At 38.7% G+C, this 26,487-nt stretch carries 23 protein-coding genes, 1 rRNA gene and 1 pseudogene; 10 read left to right on the forward strand and 15 right to left on the reverse strand.

Annotated features, from left to right (window positions below):
* A 16S ribosomal RNA gene (locus tag J690_RS24490) occupies positions 1–87 on the reverse strand; the annotation flags it as partial.
* A gap of 857 nt (positions 88–944) precedes the next feature.
* Positions 945–2,177: a tyrosine--tRNA ligase gene (gene tyrS, locus J690_RS21265; RefSeq protein WP_017481201.1), complete on the reverse strand. Its 1,233-nt coding sequence runs from the start codon at positions 2,175–2,177 to the stop codon at positions 945–947.
* 61 nt (positions 2,178–2,238) lie between these two features.
* Between tyrS and J690_RS21270 the strand changes: the two genes are divergently transcribed.
* Together J690_RS21270 and J690_RS0104755 are read left to right on the forward strand one after the other, a co-directional pair.
* Entirely contained in the window at positions 2,239–3,366 is a 1,128-nt protein-coding gene (locus J690_RS21270) for an anhydro-N-acetylmuramic acid kinase (RefSeq protein ID WP_032038232.1), read from the forward strand.
* Between the two features lie 126 nt (positions 3,367–3,492).
* A pseudogene (locus tag J690_RS0104755) lies at positions 3,493–4,335 on the forward strand (alpha/beta fold hydrolase).
* Positions 4,336–4,395: 60 nt separating this feature from the next.
* On the opposite strand, the gene erpA reads toward J690_RS0104755, so the two are convergent.
* The 4 genes from erpA to J690_RS21290 all read right to left on the reverse strand — a co-directional run bounded on the left by erpA (position 4,396) and on the right by J690_RS21290 (position 8,479).
* Entirely contained in the window at positions 4,396–4,731 is a 336-nt protein-coding gene (erpA, locus tag J690_RS21275) for an iron-sulfur cluster insertion protein ErpA (protein WP_002115421.1), read from the reverse strand.
* Between the two features lie 124 nt (positions 4,732–4,855).
* Positions 4,856–5,860 carry a putative solute-binding protein gene (locus J690_RS21280; protein WP_005804873.1) on the reverse strand — a complete coding sequence of 335 codons (1,005 nt, stop codon included), beginning with the start codon at positions 5,858–5,860 and terminating at the stop codon, positions 4,856–4,858.
* A 351-nt stretch (positions 5,861–6,211) separates the two neighbouring features.
* Positions 6,212–7,219, reverse strand: coding sequence for a putative solute-binding protein (locus tag J690_RS24335; protein WP_002115480.1), 1,008 nt, complete (start codon positions 7,217–7,219; stop codon positions 6,212–6,214).
* Positions 7,220–7,474: 255 nt separating this feature from the next.
* A complete protein-coding gene (locus J690_RS21290) occupies positions 7,475–8,479 on the reverse strand; it encodes a putative solute-binding protein (RefSeq protein ID WP_032038234.1) in 1,005 nt (334 codons plus the stop codon).
* Positions 8,480–8,732: 253 nt separating this feature from the next.
* On the opposite strand from J690_RS21290, the gene J690_RS21295 reads away from it, so the two are divergent.
* Entirely contained in the window at positions 8,733–10,661 is a 1,929-nt protein-coding gene (locus J690_RS21295) for an ATP-binding cassette domain-containing protein (protein WP_032038238.1), read from the forward strand.
* 50 nt (positions 10,662–10,711) lie between these two features.
* Here the strand turns inward: J690_RS21295 and J690_RS21300 are convergent, their stop codons facing one another.
* From J690_RS21300 to dnaA, 6 genes are all read right to left on the reverse strand, one after another.
* Positions 10,712–11,638, reverse strand: a complete 927-nt coding sequence (locus J690_RS21300; protein ID WP_032038240.1) for a TolB-like translocation protein — start codon at positions 11,636–11,638, stop codon at positions 10,712–10,714.
* 135 nt (positions 11,639–11,773) lie between these two features.
* Complete coding sequence (gene cybC / locus J690_RS21305; protein ID WP_023187717.1) at positions 11,774–12,166, reverse strand: cytochrome b562; 393 nt, start codon at positions 12,164–12,166, stop codon at positions 11,774–11,776.
* Positions 12,167–12,201: 35 nt separating this feature from the next.
* A complete protein-coding gene (gyrB, locus tag J690_RS21310; RefSeq protein ID WP_032038243.1) occupies positions 12,202–14,670 on the reverse strand; it encodes a DNA topoisomerase (ATP-hydrolyzing) subunit B in 2,469 nt (822 codons plus the stop codon).
* A gap of 52 nt (positions 14,671–14,722) precedes the next feature.
* The gene (gene recF / locus J690_RS21315) at positions 14,723–15,805 is read right to left on the reverse strand and encodes a DNA replication/repair protein RecF (RefSeq protein ID WP_032038246.1); all 1,083 of its coding nucleotides are present in this window, start codon (positions 15,803–15,805) and stop codon (positions 14,723–14,725) included.
* A 14-nt stretch (positions 15,806–15,819) separates the two neighbouring features.
* Complete coding sequence (gene dnaN, locus J690_RS24635; RefSeq protein WP_002115478.1) at positions 15,820–16,968, reverse strand: DNA polymerase III subunit beta; 1,149 nt, start codon at positions 16,966–16,968, stop codon at positions 15,820–15,822.
* A gap of 97 nt (positions 16,969–17,065) precedes the next feature.
* Positions 17,066–18,475, reverse strand: coding sequence for a chromosomal replication initiator protein DnaA (gene dnaA, locus J690_RS21325; RefSeq protein WP_002115442.1), 1,410 nt, complete (start codon positions 18,473–18,475; stop codon positions 17,066–17,068).
* Between the two features lie 681 nt (positions 18,476–19,156).
* On the opposite strand from dnaA, the gene rpmH reads away from it, so the two are divergent.
* The 5 genes from rpmH (at position 19,157) to mnmE (ending at position 23,256) form a co-directional block, all read left to right on the forward strand.
* Positions 19,157–19,291: a 50S ribosomal protein L34 gene (gene rpmH, locus J690_RS21330; RefSeq protein WP_000831329.1), complete on the forward strand. Its 135-nt coding sequence runs from the start codon at positions 19,157–19,159 to the stop codon at positions 19,289–19,291.
* Positions 19,292–19,320: 29 nt separating this feature from the next.
* Positions 19,321–19,713: a ribonuclease P protein component gene (rnpA, locus tag J690_RS0104760; protein ID WP_005063921.1), complete on the forward strand. Its 393-nt coding sequence runs from the start codon at positions 19,321–19,323 to the stop codon at positions 19,711–19,713.
* A gap of 10 nt (positions 19,714–19,723) precedes the next feature.
* Positions 19,724–20,044 (forward strand): membrane protein insertion efficiency factor YidD, encoded by a 321-nt coding sequence (yidD, locus tag J690_RS24145; protein WP_003656027.1) that lies wholly within the window; start codon positions 19,724–19,726, stop codon positions 20,042–20,044.
* A gap of 5 nt (positions 20,045–20,049) precedes the next feature.
* Positions 20,050–21,810: a membrane protein insertase YidC gene (yidC, locus tag J690_RS21335; RefSeq protein ID WP_002115440.1), complete on the forward strand. Its 1,761-nt coding sequence runs from the start codon at positions 20,050–20,052 to the stop codon at positions 21,808–21,810.
* A gap of 90 nt (positions 21,811–21,900) precedes the next feature.
* The gene (gene mnmE / locus J690_RS21340) at positions 21,901–23,256 is read left to right on the forward strand and encodes a tRNA uridine-5-carboxymethylaminomethyl(34) synthesis GTPase MnmE (RefSeq protein ID WP_032038248.1); all 1,356 of its coding nucleotides are present in this window, start codon (positions 21,901–21,903) and stop codon (positions 23,254–23,256) included.
* Between the two features lie 48 nt (positions 23,257–23,304).
* Here mnmE and J690_RS21345 read toward each other — a convergent pair whose 3' ends face one another.
* Positions 23,305–23,568 (reverse strand): metal/formaldehyde-sensitive transcriptional repressor, encoded by a 264-nt coding sequence (locus J690_RS21345; RefSeq protein WP_002115414.1) that lies wholly within the window; start codon positions 23,566–23,568, stop codon positions 23,305–23,307.
* A 57-nt stretch (positions 23,569–23,625) separates the two neighbouring features.
* On the opposite strand from J690_RS21345, the gene dmeF reads away from it, so the two are divergent.
* Together dmeF and J690_RS21355 are read left to right on the forward strand one after the other, a co-directional pair.
* Entirely contained in the window at positions 23,626–24,594 is a 969-nt protein-coding gene (gene dmeF / locus J690_RS21350) for a CDF family Co(II)/Ni(II) efflux transporter DmeF (protein WP_032038251.1), read from the forward strand.
* A gap of 95 nt (positions 24,595–24,689) precedes the next feature.
* Positions 24,690–25,388, forward strand: a complete 699-nt coding sequence (locus J690_RS21355; RefSeq protein ID WP_032038253.1) for a DsbC family protein — start codon at positions 24,690–24,692, stop codon at positions 25,386–25,388.
* A gap of 51 nt (positions 25,389–25,439) precedes the next feature.
* Here the strand turns inward: J690_RS21355 and J690_RS21360 are convergent, their stop codons facing one another.
* Positions 25,440–25,691 carry a GlsB/YeaQ/YmgE family stress response membrane protein gene (locus J690_RS21360; protein ID WP_002115476.1) on the reverse strand — a complete coding sequence of 84 codons (252 nt, stop codon included), beginning with the start codon at positions 25,689–25,691 and terminating at the stop codon, positions 25,440–25,442.
* A gap of 172 nt (positions 25,692–25,863) precedes the next feature.
* Positions 25,864–26,391 carry a hypoxanthine phosphoribosyltransferase gene (gene hpt, locus J690_RS21365; RefSeq protein WP_002115408.1) on the reverse strand — a complete coding sequence of 176 codons (528 nt, stop codon included), beginning with the start codon at positions 26,389–26,391 and terminating at the stop codon, positions 25,864–25,866.
* Between the last annotated feature and the right edge of the window lie 96 nt (positions 26,392–26,487).

The raw sequence follows: 26,487 nt of genomic DNA on the forward strand, positions 1-26,487 counted from the left end.
GTAGCAAGCTACCTCTCTCCGCTCGACTTGCATGTGTTAAGCCTGCCGCCAGCGTTCAATCTGAGCCATGATCAAACTCTTCAGTTAAAATCATTTTGCACCTTATTAAAGACAAGGTGCCAATTCTGGCTCATCAATTACTGACTTAAATTTCGCTCAAATAAACTTCGAGTAATTTAAACCAATCAATCAATGAAAATTATTTCGATTAATCAATCAGTAAAAATCCACACAAGTTGTTCTTCAATTCTCTTAATGATCTTCTTCCTGGTTCGTCACCAGCAAGCTAGGTCGGCTATATTACTCTTAATCTCTTAAAAGTCAACAGGTAATTTCGATATTTTTAAAACTTATCTCTCAAACTAACTTACCATCAAATTCATCACTTAAAGCAACCAACTTAATCACAAGTAACTGTTTTTCAACAAGTTTCTATCTGCATCACCGCCGATGGATGTGCATTATAGACCATTACATCCCCTTTGCAAGGGGTATTTCAGCCTTTTTCACTTGAGTGCCGTTTTTTTCTACTATTTTGCGAAAAAAGTGATATATATGGCTTTTTTTTAGGCATCTTCACTGCCTTTTATTAGTTTTATATTTAAGAATTTGGGACATTTTTAATTTCCTATGTCTTTAATAGAGTTTATAGACATATATACTCCCTTAAGTCCAAAGATTCCAAAGATTCCAAAGATTCCAAAGATTCCAAAGATTCCAAAGATTCCAAAGATTCCAAAGATTCCAAAGATTCCAAAGATTCCAAAGACAGACTAGAGCAAATACTCTATTTATTGATTAATACTTTCTATTCTTTACTTATTCTATTTTTCTACTTATTAAGTTAATTACAAATTGTTCCACGTGGAACGCTTAATTGTTTTTGTGATCAGAAATAAAAAAAGCAGGATTACTCCTGCTTTTTACTCTATAACTTTATTTTATTAGTCAGTGAAAATTACACGTGCAATTGCTTTTTTACCTGATTGAATAATAAAGCTTCCTTTTTCTTTTACAGAGAAGCTTGCATCAACGGCATTCCAGTCAACTTTTACCGCACCACGAGCAACCGCATCTTTTGCCGCAGCTGCATTTGGGTTTAGCCCCGCTACACGTAAAATCGTAGCAATAAAGATTTCTCCTCCAAACTCACCAAGTGAAATAGTCACTTCTGGTGTGTCTTCAGGTACTTCACCTTCTGTAATACGGTTACCAGCACTCTTATGGGCATTAGCAGCAGCTTCTGCATCATGGAAGCGTTCAACTAACTCAAGTGCAAGGATGCGTTTTACTTCTTGTGGATTACGACCAGCAGCAATTTCATCTAATAGAGCTTTGATCTCATCAAGAGATTTGAAGCTTAATAAATCGAAATAGCGTTCAATTAAAGAGTCTGGCATTGATAAAACTTTTTGGTACATTGCCCCTGGTGTATCAAATACACCAATATAGTTACCTAAAGATTTAGACATTTTATTTACGCCATCTAGACCTTCTAGAATCGGCACAGTGATACATACTTGAGATTCTTGGCCATAACGGCTTTGTAAAGTACGACCCATAAGTAAGTTAAAGGTTTGGTCTGTACCTCCTAACTCAACGTCAGCTTCAAGCGCAATTGAGTCATAACCTTGAACTAAAGGATATAAAAACTCATGAATTGCAATCGGCTGATGATTGCTATAACGCTTAGTAAAGTCATCACGCTCTAACATACGTGATACTGTTTGCTGACTTGCTAATTGGATAAGGTCAGCAGCAGACTTTTGATTAAACCATTCTGAGTTAAAACGTACTTTTGTTTTATTCGGGTCTAATATCTTGAATACTTGTTCTTGATAAGTTTTAGCATTGGCTTCCACTTGTTCACGTGACAACGGCGGACGAGTTGCGCTTTTACCAGTTGGGTCACCAATCATCGCTGTATAGTCACCAATTAAGAAGGTAACTTCATGGCCCAAGTCTTGGAAAGTTTTTAGTTTATTAATAAGAACCGTATGTCCTAAATGTAAATCTGGTGCTGTAGGGTCAAAACCAGCTTTAATTTTAAGAGGGCGATTCTCTTTAAGCTTTTTCAGTAAATCTTCTTCTGAAATAATTTCGTGCGTGCCTCGTTGGATGAGGGCAAGCTGTTCTTCGGCGGGCAAGAAATTTGACATCACAAAACCTAAACACATCAGTTATTCAATTTGTGCGATATACTAACATTTTTTCAGCGTCTTGCAGGGGAAGTTGCATATGAGCGCAATCTATATCGGCGTAATGACTGGCACTAGTATGGATGGGGTAGATATTGTTGCGGCTTCATTTGAGCCACTACAGCTTCATGCCACTCTTACAGTTCCATTCGAACCCGAGTTACGTGATGAGCTTATGGCATTAACTTTACCTGATGACAATGAAATTGACCGCATGGGTAAAGCTGATGTTGCTCTAGCCCAAATGATTGGTCATGGGATTAATACTCTCATTGAAAAGCACCAATTAGACCGTAGCCAAATAAAAGCAATTGGTTCGCATGGACAAACTATTCGTCATCGTCCAGAACATGGCTTTACGCTACAAATTGGTGATCCAAACATTATTACTGAAATTACTCAGATTCCGGTTGTTTCAGATTTCCGTCGTAGAGATATGGCAGCAGGAGGTCAAGGCGCGCCATTGGTTCCGGCTTTCCATCAAGCATTATTTCAACATCCAAGTATTCATCGTGTGATTTTGAATTTGGGTGGTATTGCCAATGTGAGTATGCTGCCGGCCAATAATGCTGACGGCGTATTTGGTTTTGATACAGGACCTGCAAATATTTTGATGGATGCGTGGTGTCATCGCCATACAGGTCATCCATATGATGAAAATGGTGACTGGGCAGCTTATGGTCATCCTATTCGCTCTTTACTCGATCGTCTCCATGCCCACGAGTATTTTTCTAAAGAACCGCCTAAGAGCACAGGACGTGAAGACTTTAATATTGACTGGTTGGATGATCAGTTAATCGATTGGCGAAATGATTTAACTTATGATGAGTTAGAAGATACCCCTGAAAATATCCAAGCCACCTTATTAAAGCTTACTGTGCGTGCCATTCAAAAAGCAATTTATCGTTCTGAGATGGAAACAGGTGAAGTATATGTTTGTGGTGGTGGAGCTTATAACTCTTATTTATTAGAACAGTTACGTTGGCGTTTACGTAAACATAATTGGTCTGTTCAACCTACCGATGTGTTAGGACTTTCCCCTACTTGGGTCGAGGCTACAGAATTTGCATGGTTAGCAATGCGCTTTGTAGATGGTTTAAGTGGAAATTTGCCAGCAGTCACAGGCGCTTCGGATTTCAGAATCCTAGGTACGATCACGGCAGTATAAAACTATTTATTGATTTGTTTGGTTAGATTCGACCTCATAGCACATTTACTGACCCGAAATGCTGTTATTTAAATGAGCATAAAAACTCATGATAAATGCCAACAAAAATAAGTAAGGCATGTTGTTATGGATCTGACCAAACGTATTCATCAATACACACGTGGGACCTGGACATTCGATGTAATTGATTCAGGCCCTATAGATGGCCCTCTCGTGGTTTTATTACATGGTTTTCCAGAAACTGCCCATAGTTGGGAGCAGACTTCGGAATTATTGCATGAGTATCAATTTAGAACACTTGCGATTCATCAACGTGGTTATAGTTTAAATGCTAGGCCTCAAAGCCGATTTCAATATTCATTGAGTGAACTTGTAGAAGATGTGGCAAGTTTAATTGAACAGCTTGGCCAGCCAGTTTATTTAATTGGGCATGACTGGGGCTCGGCAATCGCTTCAGGCGTTGCTATGAAGTATCCAGAATATATTCAACATCTCACTTTAGTTTCTGTACCTCATTAAGCTGCATTTTTAAAAGCTTGTTTAAGCAGTAGACAACTTTTTAAATCTTATTATTTTGCAATTTTTCAGTTACCGATTCTGCCCGAACTTTTATTTAAAAAGATACCTAAATTGGGTCGTAAGTTTCTAAAGTCATCAGGCATGACTGAACAGCAAATTGCGATATTTGAGGCTGAGTTTATAAAGGAAAATAGATTAACCACGGCGTTGAATTGGTATCGTGGCTTTTTTTGGGACAAACTTCAAAATCCGTTTAAAGCCATAGATGTCCCCACTCTTTTTATTTGGGGTAAACATGATATTGCCGTTACAGAAAAAAGCGCGGAGCTAAACTCACATTATTTTAAAAATAGTTATGAAGCAGTTTTTATGGATGCGTCGCATTGGATTCCCTATCAGAATGCGCCTGAACTGGTGCAATACTTTTTAGAATCTATCCGTAAAAAATAATGATTTGATCAATAAAAAAACCTCTCAAAATAGAGAGGTTTTTTAAATTTTAAAATTCTATTAAATCGAGAATGAAGAACCACAACCACATGTTGTTGTTGCATTCGGGTTTTGTACGATAAAACGCGAACCTTCAAGACCTTCTACATAGTCAACTACTGAACCAATGAGGTATTGGTAGCTAAGTGAGTCAACCAGCATTTTTACATCGCCATTTACGAATTCTGCATCATCTTCATTTACGCTTTCAGCAAAATTAAAGCCATACGAAAACCCTGAACATCCGCCTCCTGTTACATACACACGTAACATGAGATCGTCATTCCCTTCACTATCACGGAGTTGGCGTACCTTATTGGCAGCATTATCTGTCAAAACTAGAGCTTGGGCATTCATGATGATTGTTCCTCGGATTTTGCTGTGCCTTTCAAAATAAAAAAGACCCTATATTGAGTATAGCATAATCAATATAGGGTCTGTCTTCGAAGTTTAAAGCGAATCTTGAGTATTTTTATCAAGATTATTTGTAATTCTCATCCTGTAAGCCACATTCGAAGTTTTTAGCATCTTGCTTACAACGGAATTGCCATAGTAGTTTCATCATGCGTTTATCATATACACCACGTTGTGTAAGGTTAATTCGAGACTCACGCATGAGCTTTTGGTAGCCCGGTTTATCGGCTGCTGGGACATCCATCCAGTATTTTTGTGGAATATCAGCTTTCATTTTACCCAAGATGGTAAAAGCACGTGGTAGCTGACCTGAAACCCATTCCCTAGATTTTTGGCCAAAACCAGCTGGGAACTTATCAGGTCGGATAATAATATTTCCTGTGACCTGTAAGATTGGATAATTCACGATCGCACCTTTTGTACCTAAACCTTTTTGTAGTTCCAAAGGTTTAAATGCTGCTGCTGGCGCACCAATAATATCAACTTGATGGTTATTAAATTTCGCACCGAAATTTGTTACGTCAGCACTAACCGCCTGTGCCCCGACCTGCTGAACCATAATTTTTTGTGCTTCATCATAGTCAAGAACAGCAATTTTCTTACCTGCGGCTTTCGCTACCGTATTGATGCTGCGATCATTTACTAAAAGATAAGCATCACCAACCGGAATAACACCGACAACCTCATAGCGACCATTAACCATATATTTACTAAAAGTCGGACTCGCTAAGCCTTGCATCACTTTTACAGCAAGCTTGAGATCAGGAATCGCTCCAATTGCGTCTAATGACCCAGTAAATGAGTTAAATTGGCGACCACGCATCCCTGACACGCTAATACCATCACATTTACCCGCTTTAAAATCTTCAGCAATCACGGCTTCATTCTGGTTTACTTTAAGCTCGATATCAGCTCCCCAGTTTTTAGCGGCAAGTTGATAATCCTTCATCAGCGCATAAACGTCGCCATTTTTTCCAACGAAGTCAAAAACACATACTGTTTGTTTAGCCTCGGCTGCAAAAGAAACTGTGGTAAGTCCCATCGCAAGTAATAGCGTTTTGGAAAATTGCATATTCTTTTTCCTTTCCTTGTGGAGTTTTTGTTTTTCGATACCAAGAAATTTCACACCATCAGGTATGAATCGGATAGGCTTCATATAAAAAACATGATGGAATATTTGTATAGACCGTATTTGCTTTTATGATTTTATTTCCCTGAAAAATAGATAGCGAATGACCTATCTATTAGCAATTATTTTAATCACTCAAGTCCTTGATCTATTTTTATACCTTCATGTTTCCTTATGAAGTTTTTATCTAAATTTAGCTTAACGTCTTTCTAACTAACCACAATGGCAGAACTGACAGCGTATATAAAACAAAAAGCCTAGAACTCAGTCTAGGCTTTTTGAAAGAAATTAGGATTATTCACCAGGCATTGAACATTCAAAGTTAGCTTTGTCTACAGAACAACGCGCTTTTTTGAGTACAGACATCATTCCAGCATCGTAAACACCGCGTTTAGTTAAGTCCATACGGCCATCACGCAACATTTTTTGATACTTAAGTTTGTCTTCTGCACTTAAGTTCATTTTGTATTTGCCAGGAATTTGCGCTTCTAAACGGTTGATCATTGCAAAGCTCTTAGGTAACTGTTTAACAAACCAGTCACGAGATTTTTGTCCAAAACCAGCTGGGAATTTATCAGAACGTAATACTAGATCTGCTGTAACGTGTAATACAGGGAAGTTCCACATTACACCGTTTGCGCCTAAACCTTTATTTAATTCTAATGGTTTGTAAGCATAAGCAGGCGCACCTACCATATCTACCTGACCATTATTAAATTTAGCAGCAAAGTTTGAGATATCAGAAAGAACTGCTTGAGCTCCTACACGTTGCACCATAATTTTTTGTGCATCGTCATAGCCAAGTACAGCGAATTTTTTACCCGCAGCTTTTTCAACAGAGTTGATGTTTTTGTCGCGTACGAAAATGAATGCTGAACCTAGCGGAGAAATACCAGCAACTTCGTATTTTTTACCACCCATATTTGTGGTCATTTTTGCTGCATTACGCGCATCTAATACATAAGTAATTGCACGTTGAGCGATTTGGTTATTTGGAACACCACCAAGTGAGTCGATAGATCCTGCGAATTTGTTATATTGGCGCGCACGCATTGCTGTCATTGCTACAGCATCACATTTACCCGCTTTAAAATCATTATCAGCAACAGCCTCGTCCTGACGAGGAACTAAGTTAATTTCAGTACCCCAGCCTTTTGCAGCAAGAGCCCATTCTTCCATCATTTTATATGAGTCGCCTGCTTTTCCTAAGAGGTCGAATACACATACGGTACTCGCTGCTTGCGCTGAAGCAGAAAAACCAACAACAGAAGCGGCAGCCATAGCAAGTACGATTTTTTTCATTTTCTTCATCCTTCCACGGAACAGATTTTTTGTTTGAAGTTTCCTTTCAAACACAGATATTAATCATGTTTTTTAGAAAAAAATAGAGCTTTTACTCAAATATTTTTATCTCATTGAACCATTGTTTGTTGGTTTTAAATTATTTATTAAAAGGAAAAATTGCTAATTTTCCGTAAGTTATTTTTTATATTCACAATTTTCATACCCATATTCAGCTTTGAAATATATGTAGCGTTTTTGTGTTTAAAAAATAAACTACTCTCCATTAAGCGTACATTCAAAATTTGTCCGTTCAACTGTACAGCGGGCACGCTTTAGCACACTCATCATTGTTGCATCGTATACACCTTGTTTTGTTAAGCTGAGGCGACCTTCACGTAAAATTTTTTGATATTTAGTTTTGTCTTCTGCTGAAAAATTAATTTTAATTTTTGAGGGTACGCCCATTTCTAGCCGTTTTATCATGGCAAAATTCTGAGGTAATTTTTGTATAAACCAAGCACGTGACTTTATACCGAAATCTGTGGGGAACTTATCACTTCGGGCAATTAAATCACCCGTAACGTTAACTACGGGGAAAGTAAACATTGCCCCTTTCACGCCAACCCCTTTACCAATCTCTAAAGGTTTATAAGCATAGGCTGGTGCCGCAATTGCATCGACTTGGCCACTATTAAACTTTTTCACAAAATCGGTAATTTCTGAAGGAATGGGCTGAGCGCCAACGCTTTCCACCATAATTTTTTGTGCTGCGTCATATTGCAAAATAGCAAACTTAGTCCCACGTACTTTTTCAATTGAGTTGAGATTTTTATCCTTCACAAATAAATAAGCTAATCCAATCTGGACAATACCAACGACCTCGTAATTGGTTCCATTTTGTGCAGTCACCATGCGATGTTTATTACGCTTATCTAAAACATAACTAATAGCTTTTTGAGCAATTGCATTACTGGTTACCCCTCCAATCGCATCAATTGAACCTGCAAATTTATTATAATTTCGCGCCCGCATGGAGGTCATATAAGCGGCGTCACATTTTCCTTCACGCAGTCTACGGTCAACTAAGCCTTCATCTTGAAATGGAATTAAAGTGATATCTGCTTGCCATTCTTTCGCTGCAAGCGCCCACTCTTCCATCATTTTATAGGACTCACCTGACTTTCCTAATAAATCAAACACACAGACACTTTGCCCAGCATGTACTGTCCCCACAGCACAGCAAAATACTGCACCAATTATCCCCAATCTTTTTTTCATTTGACTTTCCTTAGTCTAGTTTTATTAGTAGCTCATTAATCAACCAAATTTTAAACTGTTTTTATTTTAGCCATATTTTTTTAAAAGTATTCTATCTTGTTCAATATTTTGAAAATTTCGGATGAATAGCGAAATTTAGAATGTATTGATATATGTAATTATTAACAGCTACTCACTAAAATCCGGAAAGTTTTGTTTTCATCGGCAGTTCTCTTTAAAATACAGCATCCCTAACTCACCTCGATACAATAAGATGATTCAATTTGACCAAGTTTCTTTACGCCGCGGTGGACGTGTTCTATTTCAAAAAGCGTCTATGCAATTACACCCAGGTTGGAAGATTGGTCTAACTGGTGTAAATGGAGCAGGTAAATCGACTTTATTTGCTGCATTACTTGGAAGTTTAGGTGCAGATGAAGGTTCACTTACTCGTCCGACAGGCTGGACCGTGGCGCATATGGCGCAAGAAGTAAAAGCCCTAGATATGCCTGCAATTGATTTTGTTCTTTCAGGTGATGAAGAGTTTTGGGATATTCAAAATAAGCTTGCTCAACCAGATCAACTGACTGATTTTGAACTGGCTAAATTGCATGGCCGCTTTGATGAAATTCATGGTTATTCAGCGCCCTCTAAAGCTGCGCAGCTCATGGCAGGTCTTGGCTTTCTAGAAAATCAATTACGTTTGAACGTTGAGAGCTTCTCAGGTGGATGGCGTATGCGTTTAAATTTGGCGCGTACATTGATGAGTCGTTCTGATCTACTCTTACTGGATGAACCAACAAACCACTTAGATTTGGATGCAATTCTGTGGTTAGAAGATTGGCTTAAAGCCTATGAAGGTACACTCATTCTAATTTCGCATGACCGCGACTTTTTAGATGCGATTACAGATCATATTCTTCACATCGAAAATCAAGAACTCACGCTTTACACCGGAAACTACACTACATTTGAAACCACACGTAGTGAACGTCTTGCTCAACAACAACAAGCTTTTGAAAAGCAGCAAGAAACACGTGCTCACTTACAAAAGTTTATTGATCGTTTTAAGGCAAAAGCGACTAAAGCTCGTCAGGCACAAAGTCGTATTAAACAACTTGAGCGCATGCAGCAACTTGCACCAGCCCATGTAGATACGCCTTTTACATTTACTTTCCGTGAACCGACTAAAATGAGTTCACCATTGCTGACTTTAGATAATGCCAGCATTGGTTATGGTGATAAACAGATAGCCGAAAAAATCAGATTACAAATTACACCAAACTCACGTATTGGTTTGCTTGGGATGAACGGCGCAGGTAAGTCAACATTGATTAAGAGCTTGGTTGGTGATCTACCACTCTTGGCAGGTGAACGTAAAGCTTCCGAGCTGCTTAATATTGGTTACTTTGCGCAGCACCAGATGGATGCTTTAGATGGCAATGCTAGCCCAATGCTACAGCTTGCCCGTATAGCAGATAAACAAATTAGTGAAGCCACTCTACGTTCATTCTTAGGTAGTTTTGGCTTTAGTGGTGAACGCATGGATACACCATGTGAAAGCTTTTCTGGTGGAGAACGCGCTCGTTTAGCCCTAGCACTCATTGTATGGCAGCGTCCAAATGTTTTAATTCTCGATGAACCAACAAACCATTTAGATCTTGATATGCGTCATGCACTGAGCATGGCATTACAAGATTTTGAAGGTGCAGTTGTTCTGGTTTCCCACGAACGTCAACTTATTGCAAGTGTATGTGATGAGCTTCTTTTAGTACACGGCGGTAAATGTACTGAGTTCGAGGGTGATTTACAGGACTATGCTAAATGGCTACGTGAAGCACGTCAGCAGCAAATCAATGCTCAGACTGCCGTCGCACAGAACAACTCTTCCTCTGCCGCTCCAGCGCCTGCTAAAGTTGATAAAGAAGCACAGCGTAAAGAAGCAGCTCGCCGTCGTGAACAGACTCGACCTATTCGTAAAAATATTGAAAAGGTTGAATCACAAATTGAAAAGCTACAACCACAGCTCGCCAAAATTGAAGAATCCTTAGCAGACACATCTTTATATGAGGCTGCACGTAAGGATGATCTACTCAAACTTATGAATGAGCAGACAGAGCTGAAAGCTAAACTTGAGCAACATGAAGAGCAGTTTTTGGAACTCATGATGGAATTAGAAGAAATAGAAGCTTCTTTTGATTAATCTATTTTCTAAAATAAAAAAGCCGATTTCTTAATCGGCTTTTTTATTTGTTAATAAGGCGTATAAAAAGCCCCTAATTCATTTAAATTAGTATTTATCGGTAAAGGCCAAACATTGCTTGATAAGCTGTCTGCAATATATAAATCGTATCCGCCTCGACTCCCTGTTTGTCCTGCAAGAGACACCACCATGTAACGCTGATCTAAAGGAGCTGGATCGGAAGTATCATAATTAATATTGTTAAATGGCAAACGTGTAGTTTGTTTATTAGCCATATCATAAATATAGATCTGATCATGAGCATTTGTTGGGCTATACCAGCGCACATATAAGAACCGACTTCCTTGCCACCATATTGGATAATATGAAGCGATATTGGTCAGCTGTGTATCATAAGCACCCGACTGATCAATACTGAAAACTCTAGAATTATTTCCCGCACCTTTCGCATATAAGATTTGGGTAGTATTTACCATCGGATAAGGCATTGACTCTTCTATGTCCCAACCATTTTGAGTGACAGAAGTAATCGTCCGATCCGTCATTTTAACGATTTTTAAATCACCATTTTGTTTAAAAATAATACGCTGGTTATCTATGAATTTTGGATCTTCATCGCGTTTGTTATTTCCCTGAGTTAAGTTAATGGGTAACTCACTACTACCCACTTTCCAAGCATACACATCCCATGCATCGCCATAATACTGCCCAGAGTTAACCCCCATAAAAGTTAACCATTTACCATCTGGGGAAAAATGGCCATTCATCATATGGTCGATTTTCCAGTTTGTGCCCAGTAATGTAGTCTGCTGTGTTGTGAAGTTATAAAGATAAAGCTTACTGTCCCATGCGTCATAATCACTATAACGATGAAATACTAATTTGCCATAAAAGGTCGGGACTGTAGCAGCATGCAATTGAAACACACTAGTGACAAAAACAATGCTACCCAATATGAGTTTATAAATCTTTTTCATAATTATATTGCCTATTGTTATTAGTAAGTACCGCCTAGAGAATATAACTTTCAATAGTTTACTTGTTAAACAAAATACTTTTTTCGGATACAAAAAAGGGCTAATGATGATTAGCCCTTTACCATAAAAAATCAATTATCTAAATTTTTTATGATTTTCATTTCGTATTTTCACTAAATTAATTGCTTCAGTTTTGGCTTGATCTAATTGTCCTTGCTCAACTAAAACAGTTACTTTATCAATTTCGGCAACAAGCTGATCTAAACCAGCTTGGTACTCTTTTACCTTTACATTTTCTGATGGCAAACCTTCGAGTTTATGCGGCAAATATTGCTTAGAAGAAACTGCTGCTTCACGCATTACAACAAGCTGTTTTTTTGCGTTATCAGCATCTTTCGCTTCAGCAAATGCTTTAGTACTCTTAGCTAAAGTTTTCATATTCGTTTCTAGGTCTGCCGCCCAAACAGCAGAACTTCCTAAAAACACACATGAAATTAAAAGACTAGCTAATAATTTCTGACTCATCATTCTCTCCCTAGACTGATTTAGAATCATGTTATGAATTAAGCATCAATATCCGCATTTAAAGCATTCTCTTCAATGAATGCACGACGTGGTTCAACATCATCACCCATTAAGCAAGAGAACATACGATCTGCTTCAATCGCATCATCAATTGTCACCTGCAACATATTACGGTTTTCAGGGTCCATTGTTGTTTCCCACAGCTGTTCAGCATTCATCTCTCCAAGACCTTTATAGCGTTGGATCATCATACCGCGGCGAGAATCTTGCAAAATATGTTGCCAAACTTGATGGAAGTTAGCCACTTGAATACGGCGATCACCTTTTTGTAAATAAGCACCATCTTCAAGTAAAGTGAACCAACTCTTAGAGTTTTTCAATAACCGTGCATATTCAGCTGAATTCAATAAAGCTGCATCAAGCAAATACGCATGCGGCAGATTATGAACATAGACAGTAATACGCGGCCAATAATGCGCAGATTTTTCGCCTTGAGCATTTTCACGTTCAAATGCCTCTAGAGAGATTTCTGGACGTAAACTTGGCTGTAATCTGGTAATGATATCGCGCACCTGATCAGCCCATTGTTGTACATAAGCTTCATCATGGTTTTGATCACTCTTGAATGCTTCTACTTCAAGTAAAGCATCAAGTAAGCTAGCTGGATAACGTAAAGTTAAGCGCTGTAAGCTCTTTTGTGAAACCTGATAGTCCTGAATCACTTTCGCAAGTGCTTCACCTGTAATTGCAGGTGCTTCAGCATTGGTATGCAAAGATAGCTCATCAATCGCATTTGAGATGAGATAAGTTTCTAACGCATCATTATCTTTGATGTATTGTTCTTGCTTACCTTTCTTCAATTTATACAAAGGTGGCTGAGCAATATAAATATGCCCACGCTCAACCAATTCTGGCATTTGACGGAAGAAGAACGTTAACAACAAGGTACGGATGTGAGAACCATCGACGTCGGCATCGGTCATGATAATGATTTTATGATAGCGAAGCTTATCAGGGTTATATTCTTCACGACCAATACCACAGCCAAGTGCAGTGATTAAAGTACCGACTTCCTGACTAGAAATCATTTTGTCAAAGCGTGCACGTTCAACGTTCAGGATTTTACCTTTCAACGGTAAAATAGCCTGCATTTTACGATTACGACCTTGCTTAGCACTACCACCAGCAGAGTCACCCTCGACTAGATATAATTCAGAAAGTGCAGGGTCTTTTTCCTGACAATCAGCCAATTTCCCTGGCAAGCCTGCAATATCAAGTGCACTCTTACGACGTGTCATTTCACGCGCCTTACGTGCAGCATCACGTGCACGCGCAGCATCAATAATTTTACCGGCAATTGATTTTGCAGCTTGCGGATTTTCAAGTAAGTAAGCAGAGAACTCTTTGTTCATTGCTTGCTCAACCGCTGGTTTTACTTCACTCGATACTAGTTTTTCTTTAGTTTGAGATGAGAATTTCGGATCAGGTACTTTGACCGAAATAATCGCCGTTAAACCTTCACGGGCATCATCACCTGTCACATTGACTTTTTCTTTCTTGAGAATGTTTTCGTTTTCAAGATATTGGTTAAGACCACGTGTTAAAGCCGCACGGAAACCTGCTAAATGAGTACCACCATCCTTTTGAGGAATATTGTTGGTAAAACAACGCACGTTTTCTTGATAACTTTCATTCCACTGTAATGCAACTTCTACACCAATACCGTTTTCTGTATCAGCAGTGAAATGGAAAATCTCGTTTAGATGAGTTTTACCTTCGTTAATGTATTTTACAAACTCAGATAAACCACCTTCGTAGTCATATACGTGCTCAAGGTTAATACGTTCATCACGTAAAACAATACGCACGCCCGCGTTTAAAAATGAAAGCTCTCGTAAACGACGCGCTAAAATTTCAACGTTAAAAATAGTTTGACTAAAAGTTAGTTCACTTGGCCAAAAACGTACAGTTGTACCACTGCTATCCGTTTCACCAATCACACGTAATGGATATTGCGGATCACCGTGGTGATACTCTTGTTCATGCACTTGGCCAGCGCGATTAATAATTAAATGCAATTTACTTGAAAGCGCATTTACAACTGAAACGCCTACGCCGTGCAAACCACCTGAAACTTTATAGCTGTTATCGTCAAACTTACCGCCTGCGTGCAAGATCGTAAGAATTACTTCCGCTGCAGACACCCCTTCTTCAGGGTGGATATCGGTTGGAATACCACGGCCATTATCAGAAACACTTACCGATTCATCTTCGTGAATCGTGACAATAATTTCGTCACAATGCCCAGCTAAAGCTTCATCGATTGCGTTATCGACAACCTCGAATACCATATGGTGTAAACCGGTACCGTCGTCTGTATCCCCAATATACATACCCGGACGTTTACGAACTGCATCTAATCCACGTAATACTTTAATACTAGAGGAATCATAAGCCTTTTCATTGGTTTGTTCTGTTTGAGAGGCTGATTGAGACTCTGAACTCATGGTTTCTCCCTAGCAAATATAGGTTTATTCAAAGATGGGTAACATCAAAAAATTATGGTGAAGCAAGACTAACTTGACCGGATTCAACATTGAATAATTGATATGAAATAGACAGATCATGTAAGTGTTTTTTTACCGATGCATGATCTAAAGTTGTCATAAAAACCTGGCTACCAAGTTGGCTTAATCGTTCAATTAAACGTTGTTGTGCGGTTAAGTCTAATTCTGCTGTCAGATCATCTAATAATACCACAGTTTCCTTATTACTCGCATGTAACATTGCAATTTGTGACAGTTTTAAGGCAATAATCAAGAGTTTTTTCTGACCTCTTGATAAAACTACATCAGCATGTCCAAACGGGGTTTTTAAGCGCAAATCTGCACGATGTGGGCCATATTCGGTATAGCGTCGTTCGATGTCTTTTTGGTGTTGATCCAGCAAGTCTTGCATGAGTCCCTGCTCTGTATGAAAACCGGGACTATATTCCAGTTCAATCTCTAGATCAGGTAGCAATTGACTTAAATCATTTTGAAAAAAGACATTCCATTGTTCCACAATACTTAAACGCTGAGAGTGTAAAATTTCACCATAATCACTCAACATTTTATTCCACGGCTCTAAATCCGCTAGAGAAATATTCCGTCTGGTTTTAAGTAAAGTATTACGCTGCTTTAATGCACGAGAATAATATTGCCAAGCAAAATAAAACTCAGGTTCCACGTGGAACATCAGCCAATCTAAAAGCTGGCGCCGAGGTTTCGCCCCATGGTCAATAATATCTGTACTTTGTGGATCAATATGCTGCAAAGGAAGCAGTTTAGCGAGTTGTCCTTGTGTAGCCACTGTATCGCCATTGACCTTCATCAACTGCTCACCAGAGGCCAACTTTTGCATGCCAATTTTTTCAGTTGCAGATTGCGCGAAAACAATCGCATCTTCAGCAGAGTATTGAATATAATTTTTAGGTATGTGGGTGCGGAACGACCGCCCTGTTGCAAGCAAATGGATTGCTTCCAGTATTGAAGTTTTTCCTGAACCGTTAGCGCCATAAAATACATTAAACGGTTGCAACCCTTGGAGTGCAACCGTTTTTAAATTACGCACACGTTCAATATTTAAAAGCGTAAGATGCATATTAGATAGCCAGATTATACACGCATCGGCATAACGACATAGGTTTGATCAGGATGTGCCGGATCTTGAACCAATACAGATTGGTTTGCCTCAGTCATGCTCATATTTACATCATCACCATCAAGCACACCTAAAACATCCAGCAAATATTGCGCATTAAATGACATTTCAAGCGGTATGTTTTGATACTGAATCGCTAAATCTTCAATCGCTTCGTCTTGTTCAGGGTTATTTGCACGTAGCTGTAAAGAATCTTGATTAAAATTCAAGAAAACACCACGTAACTTCTCATTACTCAAAATTGCGACGCGTTGTAATGATTGTTTAAACACATCATGGCTAATTAATACATGTTTATCGCCACCACGTGGAATTACACGACGATAATCAGGGAATTTTCCATCAATCAACTTTGTAGTAAAGCGAACAGTGATATCGCCCTGCTCTTTGTCACGGCTTGGCGTATTAATTGTGACATTTAACAATTCACGACCAATCAGCAACGTTAATTGTTCATCTTCAATGCTAAGTAAACGCTGTAATTCACCAACAGCTTTACGAGGCACAATTGCTTGGACCAATTGAGATGATGTAGAAGAAGCAGTAATTTCACAAAGTGCTAAACGGTGACCATCTGTTGTTACTGCACGTAATTGATTTTCATCAATTTCTAATAAAGTACCCGTTAAATAGAAACGTACATCTTGTACGGCCATAGCAAAAGCCGTTTTTTCAAATAAACGCTTTAACTCACGTTGAGTGACCTGTACTTGTGTACCTTGACTATTTTCAGTGGTCAATAATGGATAATCTTCTGCCGGTAAAGTACCTAATACAAAACGGCTATTACCAGATTTTAAAATACATCTTTGATCTTCAGTAATTTGTAAGTCAATCAATGCAGCTGTAGGCAATGATTTACAAATTTCCATCAACTTACGAGCAGGAACAGTTGTTTCACCTGCTTCAATGCATGCCCCTTCTGTTAAAACAGTACTGGCAACCAGCTCGACTTCTAAATCAGAACCGGTAATGGTGAGTGCCTGAGCATTAGTCTGAATTTTGACGTTTGAAAGAATATTCAATGTATGACGACGTTCTACCGCACCGACAACATGCGATAAAACATTGAGTAAGCTTTCTTTAGCGATTTTCAAACGCACGATTCATTCCTCTAGCAACTTGGAGCAAATATTTCATTTTTTAGCTGTGTACTATGCTGCACTTACGTAGACTTTGCAACAACGTCTTATCATTTCATTAACTCTGGAGTAGACGTAATAGATTTTTATAATCTTCGTCAAAAATCGGATCTTCTTCACGTAGACTTACTACTTTTTCGCAAGCATGCATGACTGTACTGTGGTCACGTCCACCAAAAGCCATTCCAATTTCGGGAAAACTATCACCAGTCAACTCACGAGCAAGTCCCATTGCTAACTGACGTGGTCGCGCATAGATTCGAGTCCGCTTTGGTCCTACCAATTCTTTTAAAGGAATACGGAAATATTCACTAACCACACGTTGGATATTTTCTACACTAATTGTACGTGCACGGATTGCCAACACATCTTTTAAAGACTCGCGGACAACATCAAGATCAATTGGTGCACCTTTAAAACGAGAAATTGCGACGACTTTATTGAGTGCGCCTTCAAGCTCACGTACGTTGGCAACTACTTGTTGTGCAATAAATAATGCACAATTTCGAGGTAAATCAACGCCGCTATTTTCGGCTTTTTTCAATAGAATTTCGATACGAGTTTCAATATCTGGCGGTTCAACGCCTACTGAAAGACCCCAAGAAAAGCGAGAAACCAAACGTGGGTCTAACTCGGTCAATTCTTTTGGATAACGATCTGAAGTTAAAATAATTTGTTTAGATTCATCAAGTAATGCATTGAATGTATAGAAGAATTCAACCAAACTTGCTTCTTTACCTGCTAAAAGATGAATATCATCGACCAACAATAAATCTAAAGAACGGCAATTTTTCTTAAATTCTTCAACTTTGCCTTTTTGCAAAGAACTTACAAAATCCTGAACGAAGCTCTCAGAGGTCATATACATCACCCGTGCATTAGGCTTGGCTTGCAATAAAGCATTACCAACTGCCTGCATCAAGTGAGTCTTACCCAATCCTGTCGGACCATATAAGAATAAAGGGTTATGCTGTGAAGCACCTAATTGTGTTAATACCTTTCTACATGTTTCAGCAGCCATCTGGTTCGAACGGCCTTCAACAAATAAAGAAAAAGTAAATTGGGGGTTTAATAGTTTCTTTTTCGGTGTTTTTGGGTTCACTACACTATTAGTAGTAGGTGAACTGGAAATAGAATCTGGTTCTTTTTTTACTTTAATACTTTGTTGGGGCGCAGTTTGCAAAGCAGCAGTTGTAGTTGCTGGCTGCTCACCTGATGACAAAATACTACCAGGACGAGAATCAACTAAAATCTCAACCTGACGTACTCGCCCTTCTGATAACTGTTCGGCCAATATAGAAATTAATTCTAGATGGTTCTCTTGAATGTAACGCGTCCAATAAGGATTAGGTGCATAAAGACGCAGTGTCCCTTCTACTTCTTCAGCAACTAATGGGCGAATCCACATCGCAAAGACGTTATCAGAGAGCTCTTGTCGCAAGCGAGTTAAGCAGTCTGTCCAAAGCATGTGTATCCCCTATTTCTGCGTTTTTAAATTCAAATAATCTAAAGATTAACCCTTCCTGATGAGAAGGGGTCGCCATTCTAACCAAGTTATCCACATCTGTCATGACGATTTCAGTTGATTTTGTCTAAAAAGAAATCTCTTGTGAATAAATTTAAATTCAAAATGGCTTGTGTATAACTTTTTGCACAACCTGTGGATAAATTAACACATAAACTTATCCACAATCCATAAATATAGTAAAAACAGAGTTATCAACAACCCAAATATATGTTTTTTAAATTTAAAAGTGCGAAATCCACAGAAAAAGTTATCCCTAATAAGAATAAATTTAAATTTCTAAATTTGAATTTATTTAATAGGATGCAGATCTTTTGTGGATAACTGCAAAATATGAATTTAAATTCAAATACAGCAAATCCAAACCTAGATGGTATCTTGTTTTGTTGATAAATATGTATATAAGGTGTGTATATATTAAAAGTTCTAATAAAAATAGACAATTACTTTGTGTATAACTTTTAAAGCTATATATTGCACTGAATTATGACCGTGATAAAAAGAAGAGAAGAGATTAAAAATTTGGGTTAAATACAAAACTTTCTTGGTTTTTCATTGACAGCGTAAACATTGCACAATAAAATCGCGGACCTTTATAGAAAGATCATTTTTGGGAGTTTCAATATGAAACGTACTTTCCAACCATCTGAATTAAAGCGTAAACGCGTTCATGGTTTCCGTGCTCGTATGGCAACTAAAGCTGGTCGTCAAGTATTAGCTCGTCGTCGTGCAAAAGGTCGTCATAGCTTAACTGTTTAATACTGTTACGCTGACCAGACTTGGGTGTGATGACACTTTACAGTTTTAGCACAGACGTGCGAATACGCTGTGCTGCAGATTATAAAAGTGTATTTGATGGTGCGCTTTTTAAAGTGCATCAACCCCATTTTTTATTTCTTGCAAAATTAACCGAACAGCCTAAAAGCCGTTTGGGTATTGTTGTTGCTAAGAAAAAAGTGCGCCGAGCGCATGAAAGAAATCGAATAAAACGTCTTGCTCGTGAGAGCTTTCGTCTACATCAGCCGAATTTTGGATCAGACATAGATGTTGTAGTGATGCCGAAAGTTGGTATAGAAACGATTACGAATGCTGAGCTATATCAACAATTAGACTTTGCTTGGCAAAAATTACAGCGCTTAGCAAAAAAACATTCTAAAGTTGGCACAACCTCGCAGAATTAAGAGATAGCCAATGGTCCGTTTTCTACGTTGGTTGATTCGACTGTATCAAATTGCGATTAGTCCGCTTCTTGGACCCCGTTGTCGTTATATCCCGACTTGTTCCCAATATGCGATAGAAGCATTGCAAACTCATGGTGCGATAAAAGGCGTTTGGTTATCTTCTAAACGGATATGTCGTTGTCATCCGTGGGGAGGATCTGGATATGATCCGGTACCGCCAAAAGCAATTCGTTTTATTTCGTTTCATCAAATAGATTCTCAAACGCATCATGTTGCTGTACCCTTTCGTGATCGTTTACTGAAGCAAAATCTCTCTAACCATTTGGGGTAATAGATATGCAACAATGGGCCAGGTTTGCAATTCTCGGGGCCATGTTTGTCACCGCATATTTGCTCATTTTGGCTTGGCAAAAAGATTATGGAAATGCTGCAACTGCTCCGCAACAACAAGCGGCAGCTGTAAGTTCGCATGAAGTATCTGCTGATTTGCCAAATGCTAAAAATGCAACAGTGGCTTCCGATGTGCCACAAGCAAATATTGCGCAGTCACAAACCACAGATGCAACTGCACCTGTGAATCAACAGCTTATTTCAGTACAAACTGACCTTTACCATATTTGGATCAATCCAAAAGGTGGTGATATTGTTCGTATTGAATTACTCTCACACGACAAAAGCAAAGACAGCGATCAACCTTTTGTTATGCTTGAAAATGATGCCAAGCGTACATATGTTGCTCAATCTGGCTTAATTGGTTTGAATGGACCAGATAGTAGTCGTGGTGGTCGTCCATTATATGCTGTTGAAAAGACATCATATACTTTGGCTGATGCTAAAGGTGTACAGGACCAAAAGGGTCAATCTGAAAAAGTTTTAAACGTTCCGATGGTATTTAAAACACCTGAAGGCGTTGAAATTATTAAAACTTTTACTTTTACTCAAGGTCAATATCCAATTGTTGTAAAACATCAAGTCATTAACCGTAGCCAACAAAGTTGGCAAGGACAGATGTTTGGACAATTAAAGCGCGATAATTCTGAAGATCCAGGTAAATCTTCTCAAGGTATTTTCACTCTAGGAACTTTCTTAGGTGGAGCTTGGGGAACGCCTGATGCACATTACAACAAGCTTAAATTTGCTAATTTCTCAGAAGAAAAAGTAAATACTGAAGCGAAAGGTGGATGGGTTGCGATTGTTCAGCATTATTTTGTAAGTGCTTGGATTCCTGGAAACCTTAAGCTGACTCAAGCGAATGGTCAGCCTTATGTAGCTAAGCTTGAATCTCGTCAATCTGCTGATCACATGAATATCATTGGTTTTACCTCACCAGTGATTAATGTTCCAGCAGGCACTTCAATGGAAGTGGATGCAAAACTTTATTCAGGTCCGAAAGTACAATCTGAATTAAAAGATTTAGCTGTTGGTTTAAATCAGACTGTTGATTATGGTTGGTTATGGCCAATTGCTAAACTCTTGTTCTTAGGTCTTCAATTCTTCCATAGCATTGTGGGTAACTGGGGATGGTCAATCATCTTGCTTACCATTATGGTGAAGATGATCTTGTGGCCTTTATCTTCAAAAAGTTATCGTTCTATGGCGAAAATGCGTGTGATTGCACCAGAAATGCAACGCATGAAAGAAGAGTTCGGTGAAGACCGTATGCGCTTCTCGCAAGAAATGATGGCTTTATATAAGCGTGAACAAGTAAATCCACTTTCAGGTTGTTTACCATTGTTGCTACAAATGCCAATTTTCCTTGCTTTGTACTGGGTACTCATGGAAAGTGTGGAATTACGTCACGCACCATGGTTAGGTTGGATTCAAGACTTGTCAGCAATGGATCCTTGGTTCATCTTGCCGTTAATCATGGGTGCTACCATGTTTGCACAGCAAATGTTGAACCCGCAACCCGCTGATCCAATGCAGGCAAAAGTGTTCCGCATTATGCCGATTATGTTCACGGTATTTATGTTGTTCTTCCCTGCCGGTCTCGTACTGTACTGGATTGTGAACAACAGTATTACTATTTTACAGCAGTCGTTTATTAATAAGAGCGTTGAGAAAAGTCGTATCAATAAGACTGAATCAGCTTCTTAATCGTTGAACTTTTGCTGAATAAATCCGCTTAAGATGGTAATCTTAGGCGGATTTTTCTTTGGCTGGATTTTAGGTTTTTAGGTGAATAATATGCAAAGTCAAACCACGATTGCCGCAATTGCAACGCCACCTGGGCGTGGTGGTGTGGGCGTGATTCGCCTATCTGGACCTAAGGCTTATGAAATTGCTCAAAACCTGACACAAAAAAACTTGCCTGAAGCGCGTATGGCGGGGTTCCGTAAATTTTTTTATGCTGATGCCAGCATTATGGATGAAGGGATTGTTCTATGCTTTCCCAATCCTCACTCGTTTACAGGTGAAGATGTTGTAGAGCTACAAGGCCACGGCGGTCCAGTCATCCAAAATGCCTTGCTTGGGCGTCTATTTGAGCTAGGCGCAATTGCTGCAAAAGCCGGCGAATTTTCCATGCGTGCTTTTGAAAATGGCAAGATGGACTTGGTACAAGCGGAAGCGATTGCCGACTTGATCGATGCGACTTCGCAAGCTGCGGCACGCTCTGCGGTTCGCTCTTTACAAGGCGCATTTTCAACAAAAATTAATACTGTTTTAGAAAAACTGATTCATTTACGCCTGCATGTTGAAGCAGCAATTGATTTTCCTGAAGAAGAAATCGATTTCTTGGCAGATGGTAAAATTTTAGCTTTACTTGAAGATGTTCAGCAGTCGGTACATGCTGTTCAAACCTCTGCACGACAAGGTCAATTATTACGTGAAGGTCTACAAGTCGTTATTGCAGGTAAACCAAATGCGGGTAAGTCGAGCTTATTGAATGCACTTGCTGGTGTTGAGCGTGCAATTGTGACCGATATTGCTGGTACAACTCGTGATGTTTTACATGAAAAAATTAGCTTAAATGGTCTACCAATCACCTTAACAGATACTGCGGGTCTTCGTGAAACAGGTGACATAGTTGAAAAAGAAGGGATTCGTCGTGCAATCAAAGAAATTGAACAAGCTGATTTGTTATTGCTGGTTTATGATTTAAACCAAGGTGATGACCCATTAAAACTCGCTCAAGAGTATTTTGCGGAACATATTGAACCGCGTCGTTTAATGTTAATTGGTAATAAATGCGATTTAACTGGACAATTAGCTGAAATAAGTGATTTCCAAGGTTTCCGTCATATAACCGTTTCTGCAAAACAAGAGATGGGCGTACAAGGCCTCGTAGACGCGATTACAGCGCATGCAGGCTTCCACCCTGAGGAAGACACCTTTATTGCAAGAACACGTCATTTAGACGCAATGAAGCGCACACAGCTCTATCTTTCAGAAGCACGTGAGCAACTTGTTGTGTTTAACGCAGGTGAACTGGTTGCTGAGTCATTACGTCTTGCCCAAAATGCTTTAGGTGAAATTACCGGTGACTTTAGTGCCGATGACTTATTAGGCAAGATTTTTGGTTCATTCTGTATTGGAAAATAATTACAAAATTCTGAATGATGCACATGGCTGTGTCATTCAGTCACCTCGTTAACCGTATCTTTTTAGAACCTTTAAAAACTCATCTAGCTCATTTTGATCAACTTGTGCGTCTTTGAGCACGTGGTGATGTAAATGCTGTTCCATTAATTCACTCATCAAACCGTTTATTGCCCCTTTAATTGCAGCAACTTGTTGTAGTATTTCTATGCATGAAATATCTGGCTGTTCAACAGCATGCTCAATGCTGTTGATTTGTCCTTTTAGTCGTTTTACACGATTAAGTATTTTTTTATCCTGACCAATGTGACTCATCTGTGTTCTCTTGTATAATTCAATATACTGGTAGGGAGTATATTGGGTTTAAATATTATGCAGGATCATAGTGTATCACGTCATCATCAACATCAGTTTGATGAAGGAAATCCACTTGCACAAAAACGTATTTTGATTGCAACGATTTTAACGGCATCAATGATGGTGTTAGAAATATTCGGTGGATGGTTTTTCAATTCAATGGCACTTCTGGCTGATGGTTGGCATATGAGTTCCCATATGTTGGCTCTCGGTTTAGCCTATTTTGCTTATCGTGCGGCTCGTTATTATTCCAAAGATCGTCGGTTTAGTTTTGGAACTTGGAAAATCGAGATTTTAGCGGGTTATAGCAGTGCAATTTTGTTGATGGTTGTTGCCATTTTTATGGCGTTTCAGTCGATCCAACGTTTATTTAATCCAGTTGAAATTTTTTATAATGAAGCGATTCCGATTGCAATTTTGGGTTTGGTCATTAACTTGATTTGCGCATGGTTACTTCACGATGATGGGCACCATCACCATCACCATCACCATCACCATCACGAGCATGATCATGGGCATCATCACCACGATTTAAACCAAAAAGCTGCATTTTTACATGTAGTTGCACATGCAGTAACTTCTGTTTTTGCAATCATTGCACTTTTCGCAGGTAAATATTTTGGATGGGATTTTTTAGATGCACTTTTAGGAATTTTAGGTGCTATTTTGGTTGCAAAATGGTCTCTGGGATTAATGAAAGAGACAGGAAAAACCCTTTTAGACGCAGAAATGGATCATCCGGTAGTTGAAGAGATCCGTGAAGTAATTGCTGAATTTCCTAAAAACATTGAAATTACGGATATTCATGTTTGGAAAGTCGCGAAAGGTAAGTTTTCTTGTATTTTGGCACTCGAAACTGATGATATTTCTTTAACCGCAGATCAGATTCGTCATGCTTTATCCATTCATGATGAAATTGTGCATATATCGGTAGAAATTAATACTCTAAAACCTATTTATGTTCCACGTGAAACATTGGCATAAATGAGTAGAAGTTTGGTTATAACTCGGTAATCAGTTCTGTTTTAAAAAACTGAACTGATTAAAATGATCTCCTCTCCTACCTATGAGTCAGTTTTATGCTTAAAAAATTAGGAATATTGGCGTTATTTAGCCTAACTGCAAGTGTGAGTTTCGCTAATGTAGATACTGTTAGGGAAAATATTAAAAAACAATATCCTAATTTAAAAATTAGCAATATTCAGAAAACTGAAATGCCTGGGCTATATAGTGCTAATCTCGATCAGCAAATCATTTATGTTGGTGAAGATGGGCAACATATGTTTGTAGGCTCTATGATTCGGTTAAAAGACCAAAAGAACTTAACCAAAGATCTGGTTTTAGGGCAGAACTCAATTGATTGGAAACAGCTGCCTTTAAAAGATGCGATTAAAACAGTCAAAGGTAATGGCCAGCATGTTTTAGCAGTATTTTCTGATCCAAATTGTCCTTATTGTAAGCAGCTTGAACCTGAACTCGACAAGCTTAAAGATGTGACTATTTATACGTTCATCTATCCTTTAAAACCTCAGTCTATTGTGGTTTCTAGACAAGTTTGGTGTGCACCAAATCAATCTTACTCATGGAAAAAACTGATTCAGCAAGGTGTTAAACCAACAGTTACGAGCTGTGCAAACCCCATTGACCGTAATTTGGAATTAGGAAAAAAACTCGGCTTTAACGGCACTCCTACTTTAATTTTTGCAAATGGTTTCAAACTGGTTGGCGCACGCTCTGCTGAAGAAATTCAGGCCGTATGGAAAGAGTTAGGTCTTTAAAATAAATTAAAAAAAGCACCATAAGGTGCTTTTTTATAAATGAATTAAAGTTTAGCTTTTTCGTGCAATCAAGTTGTAGATAAAAAGAATAACGATGGCACCAATCACGGATGCGATAAAGCCTGCAGCTGAGTTTTCGCCGTAAAGTCCAAGTAAACGACCACCATAAGTAGCTAGAAGTGAACCTGCAATACCAATCAAGGTCGTTACGATGAAACCTGCTTTATCATCCCCAGGATGCAAAGCACGAGCGATTAAGCCAGCAAAGAAACCAACTACAATAGCAACAATAAGTGACCACATATTTGTTCTCCAGTTGTTTTTTTGATGAAGTTAATGATTTTGCTTCATATTCTATCGTGCGGTAGAGCTGTCTATTTTGTCTGTAGCAGATTGCGACTTTTTGTGTCTTTTTTGTTCAAAGCTAAGGCTTTATATAAAAAAATAGCACCTTGCGGTGCTATTTCTCTGAAATTTATAAACCAATTTCACCAATAAATGGCAAGTGGCGATATTTTTGATCGTAGTCTAAGCCGTAACCCACAATGAATCTGTCTTCAACTTCAAAACCTAAAAATTTCACTTCAAGATCAATTTCACGGCGAGATGGTTTACTCACTAATGTGCAGAGTTGAATTGAATTTGGCTCGCGAGTTTGCAACATTTCAACGACTTTGCTTAAGGTATTGCCTGAGTCGATAATGTCTTCAACAACCAATACATCTTTACCGCGAATTTCACCGTCAAGATCTTTTAAGATTTTGACATCTCGACTTGAAGTCGTACCGCCGCCGTAGCTAGACACTGTCATGAAGTCGAGTTCATGCGGTTTAGTAATTGTACGGCACAAGTCTGCCATGAAAATAACAGAACCACGAAGTAGTCCAATAAGAACTAATTCTTTATCACTATTTGCATAGTGAGCGTTAATTTGCTCGCCGAGCTCTTTGACTTTTGCTTGAATTTCTTCGGTTGAAATCATGATGCTCATTGCAACAGTCATGGCAGATTCCTACAAGATATAAAAGAAAAAATAAAAAAGGTGTTGACCTGCAACACCTCGAAAATCTGAGTTAATGGTAAAATTTTAAAGCAAAAT

Source organism: Acinetobacter sp. 742879, from assembly GCF_000588535.1.
In the GTDB taxonomy this organism is placed as follows: Bacteria; Pseudomonadota; Gammaproteobacteria; order Pseudomonadales; family Moraxellaceae; genus Acinetobacter; species Acinetobacter pittii.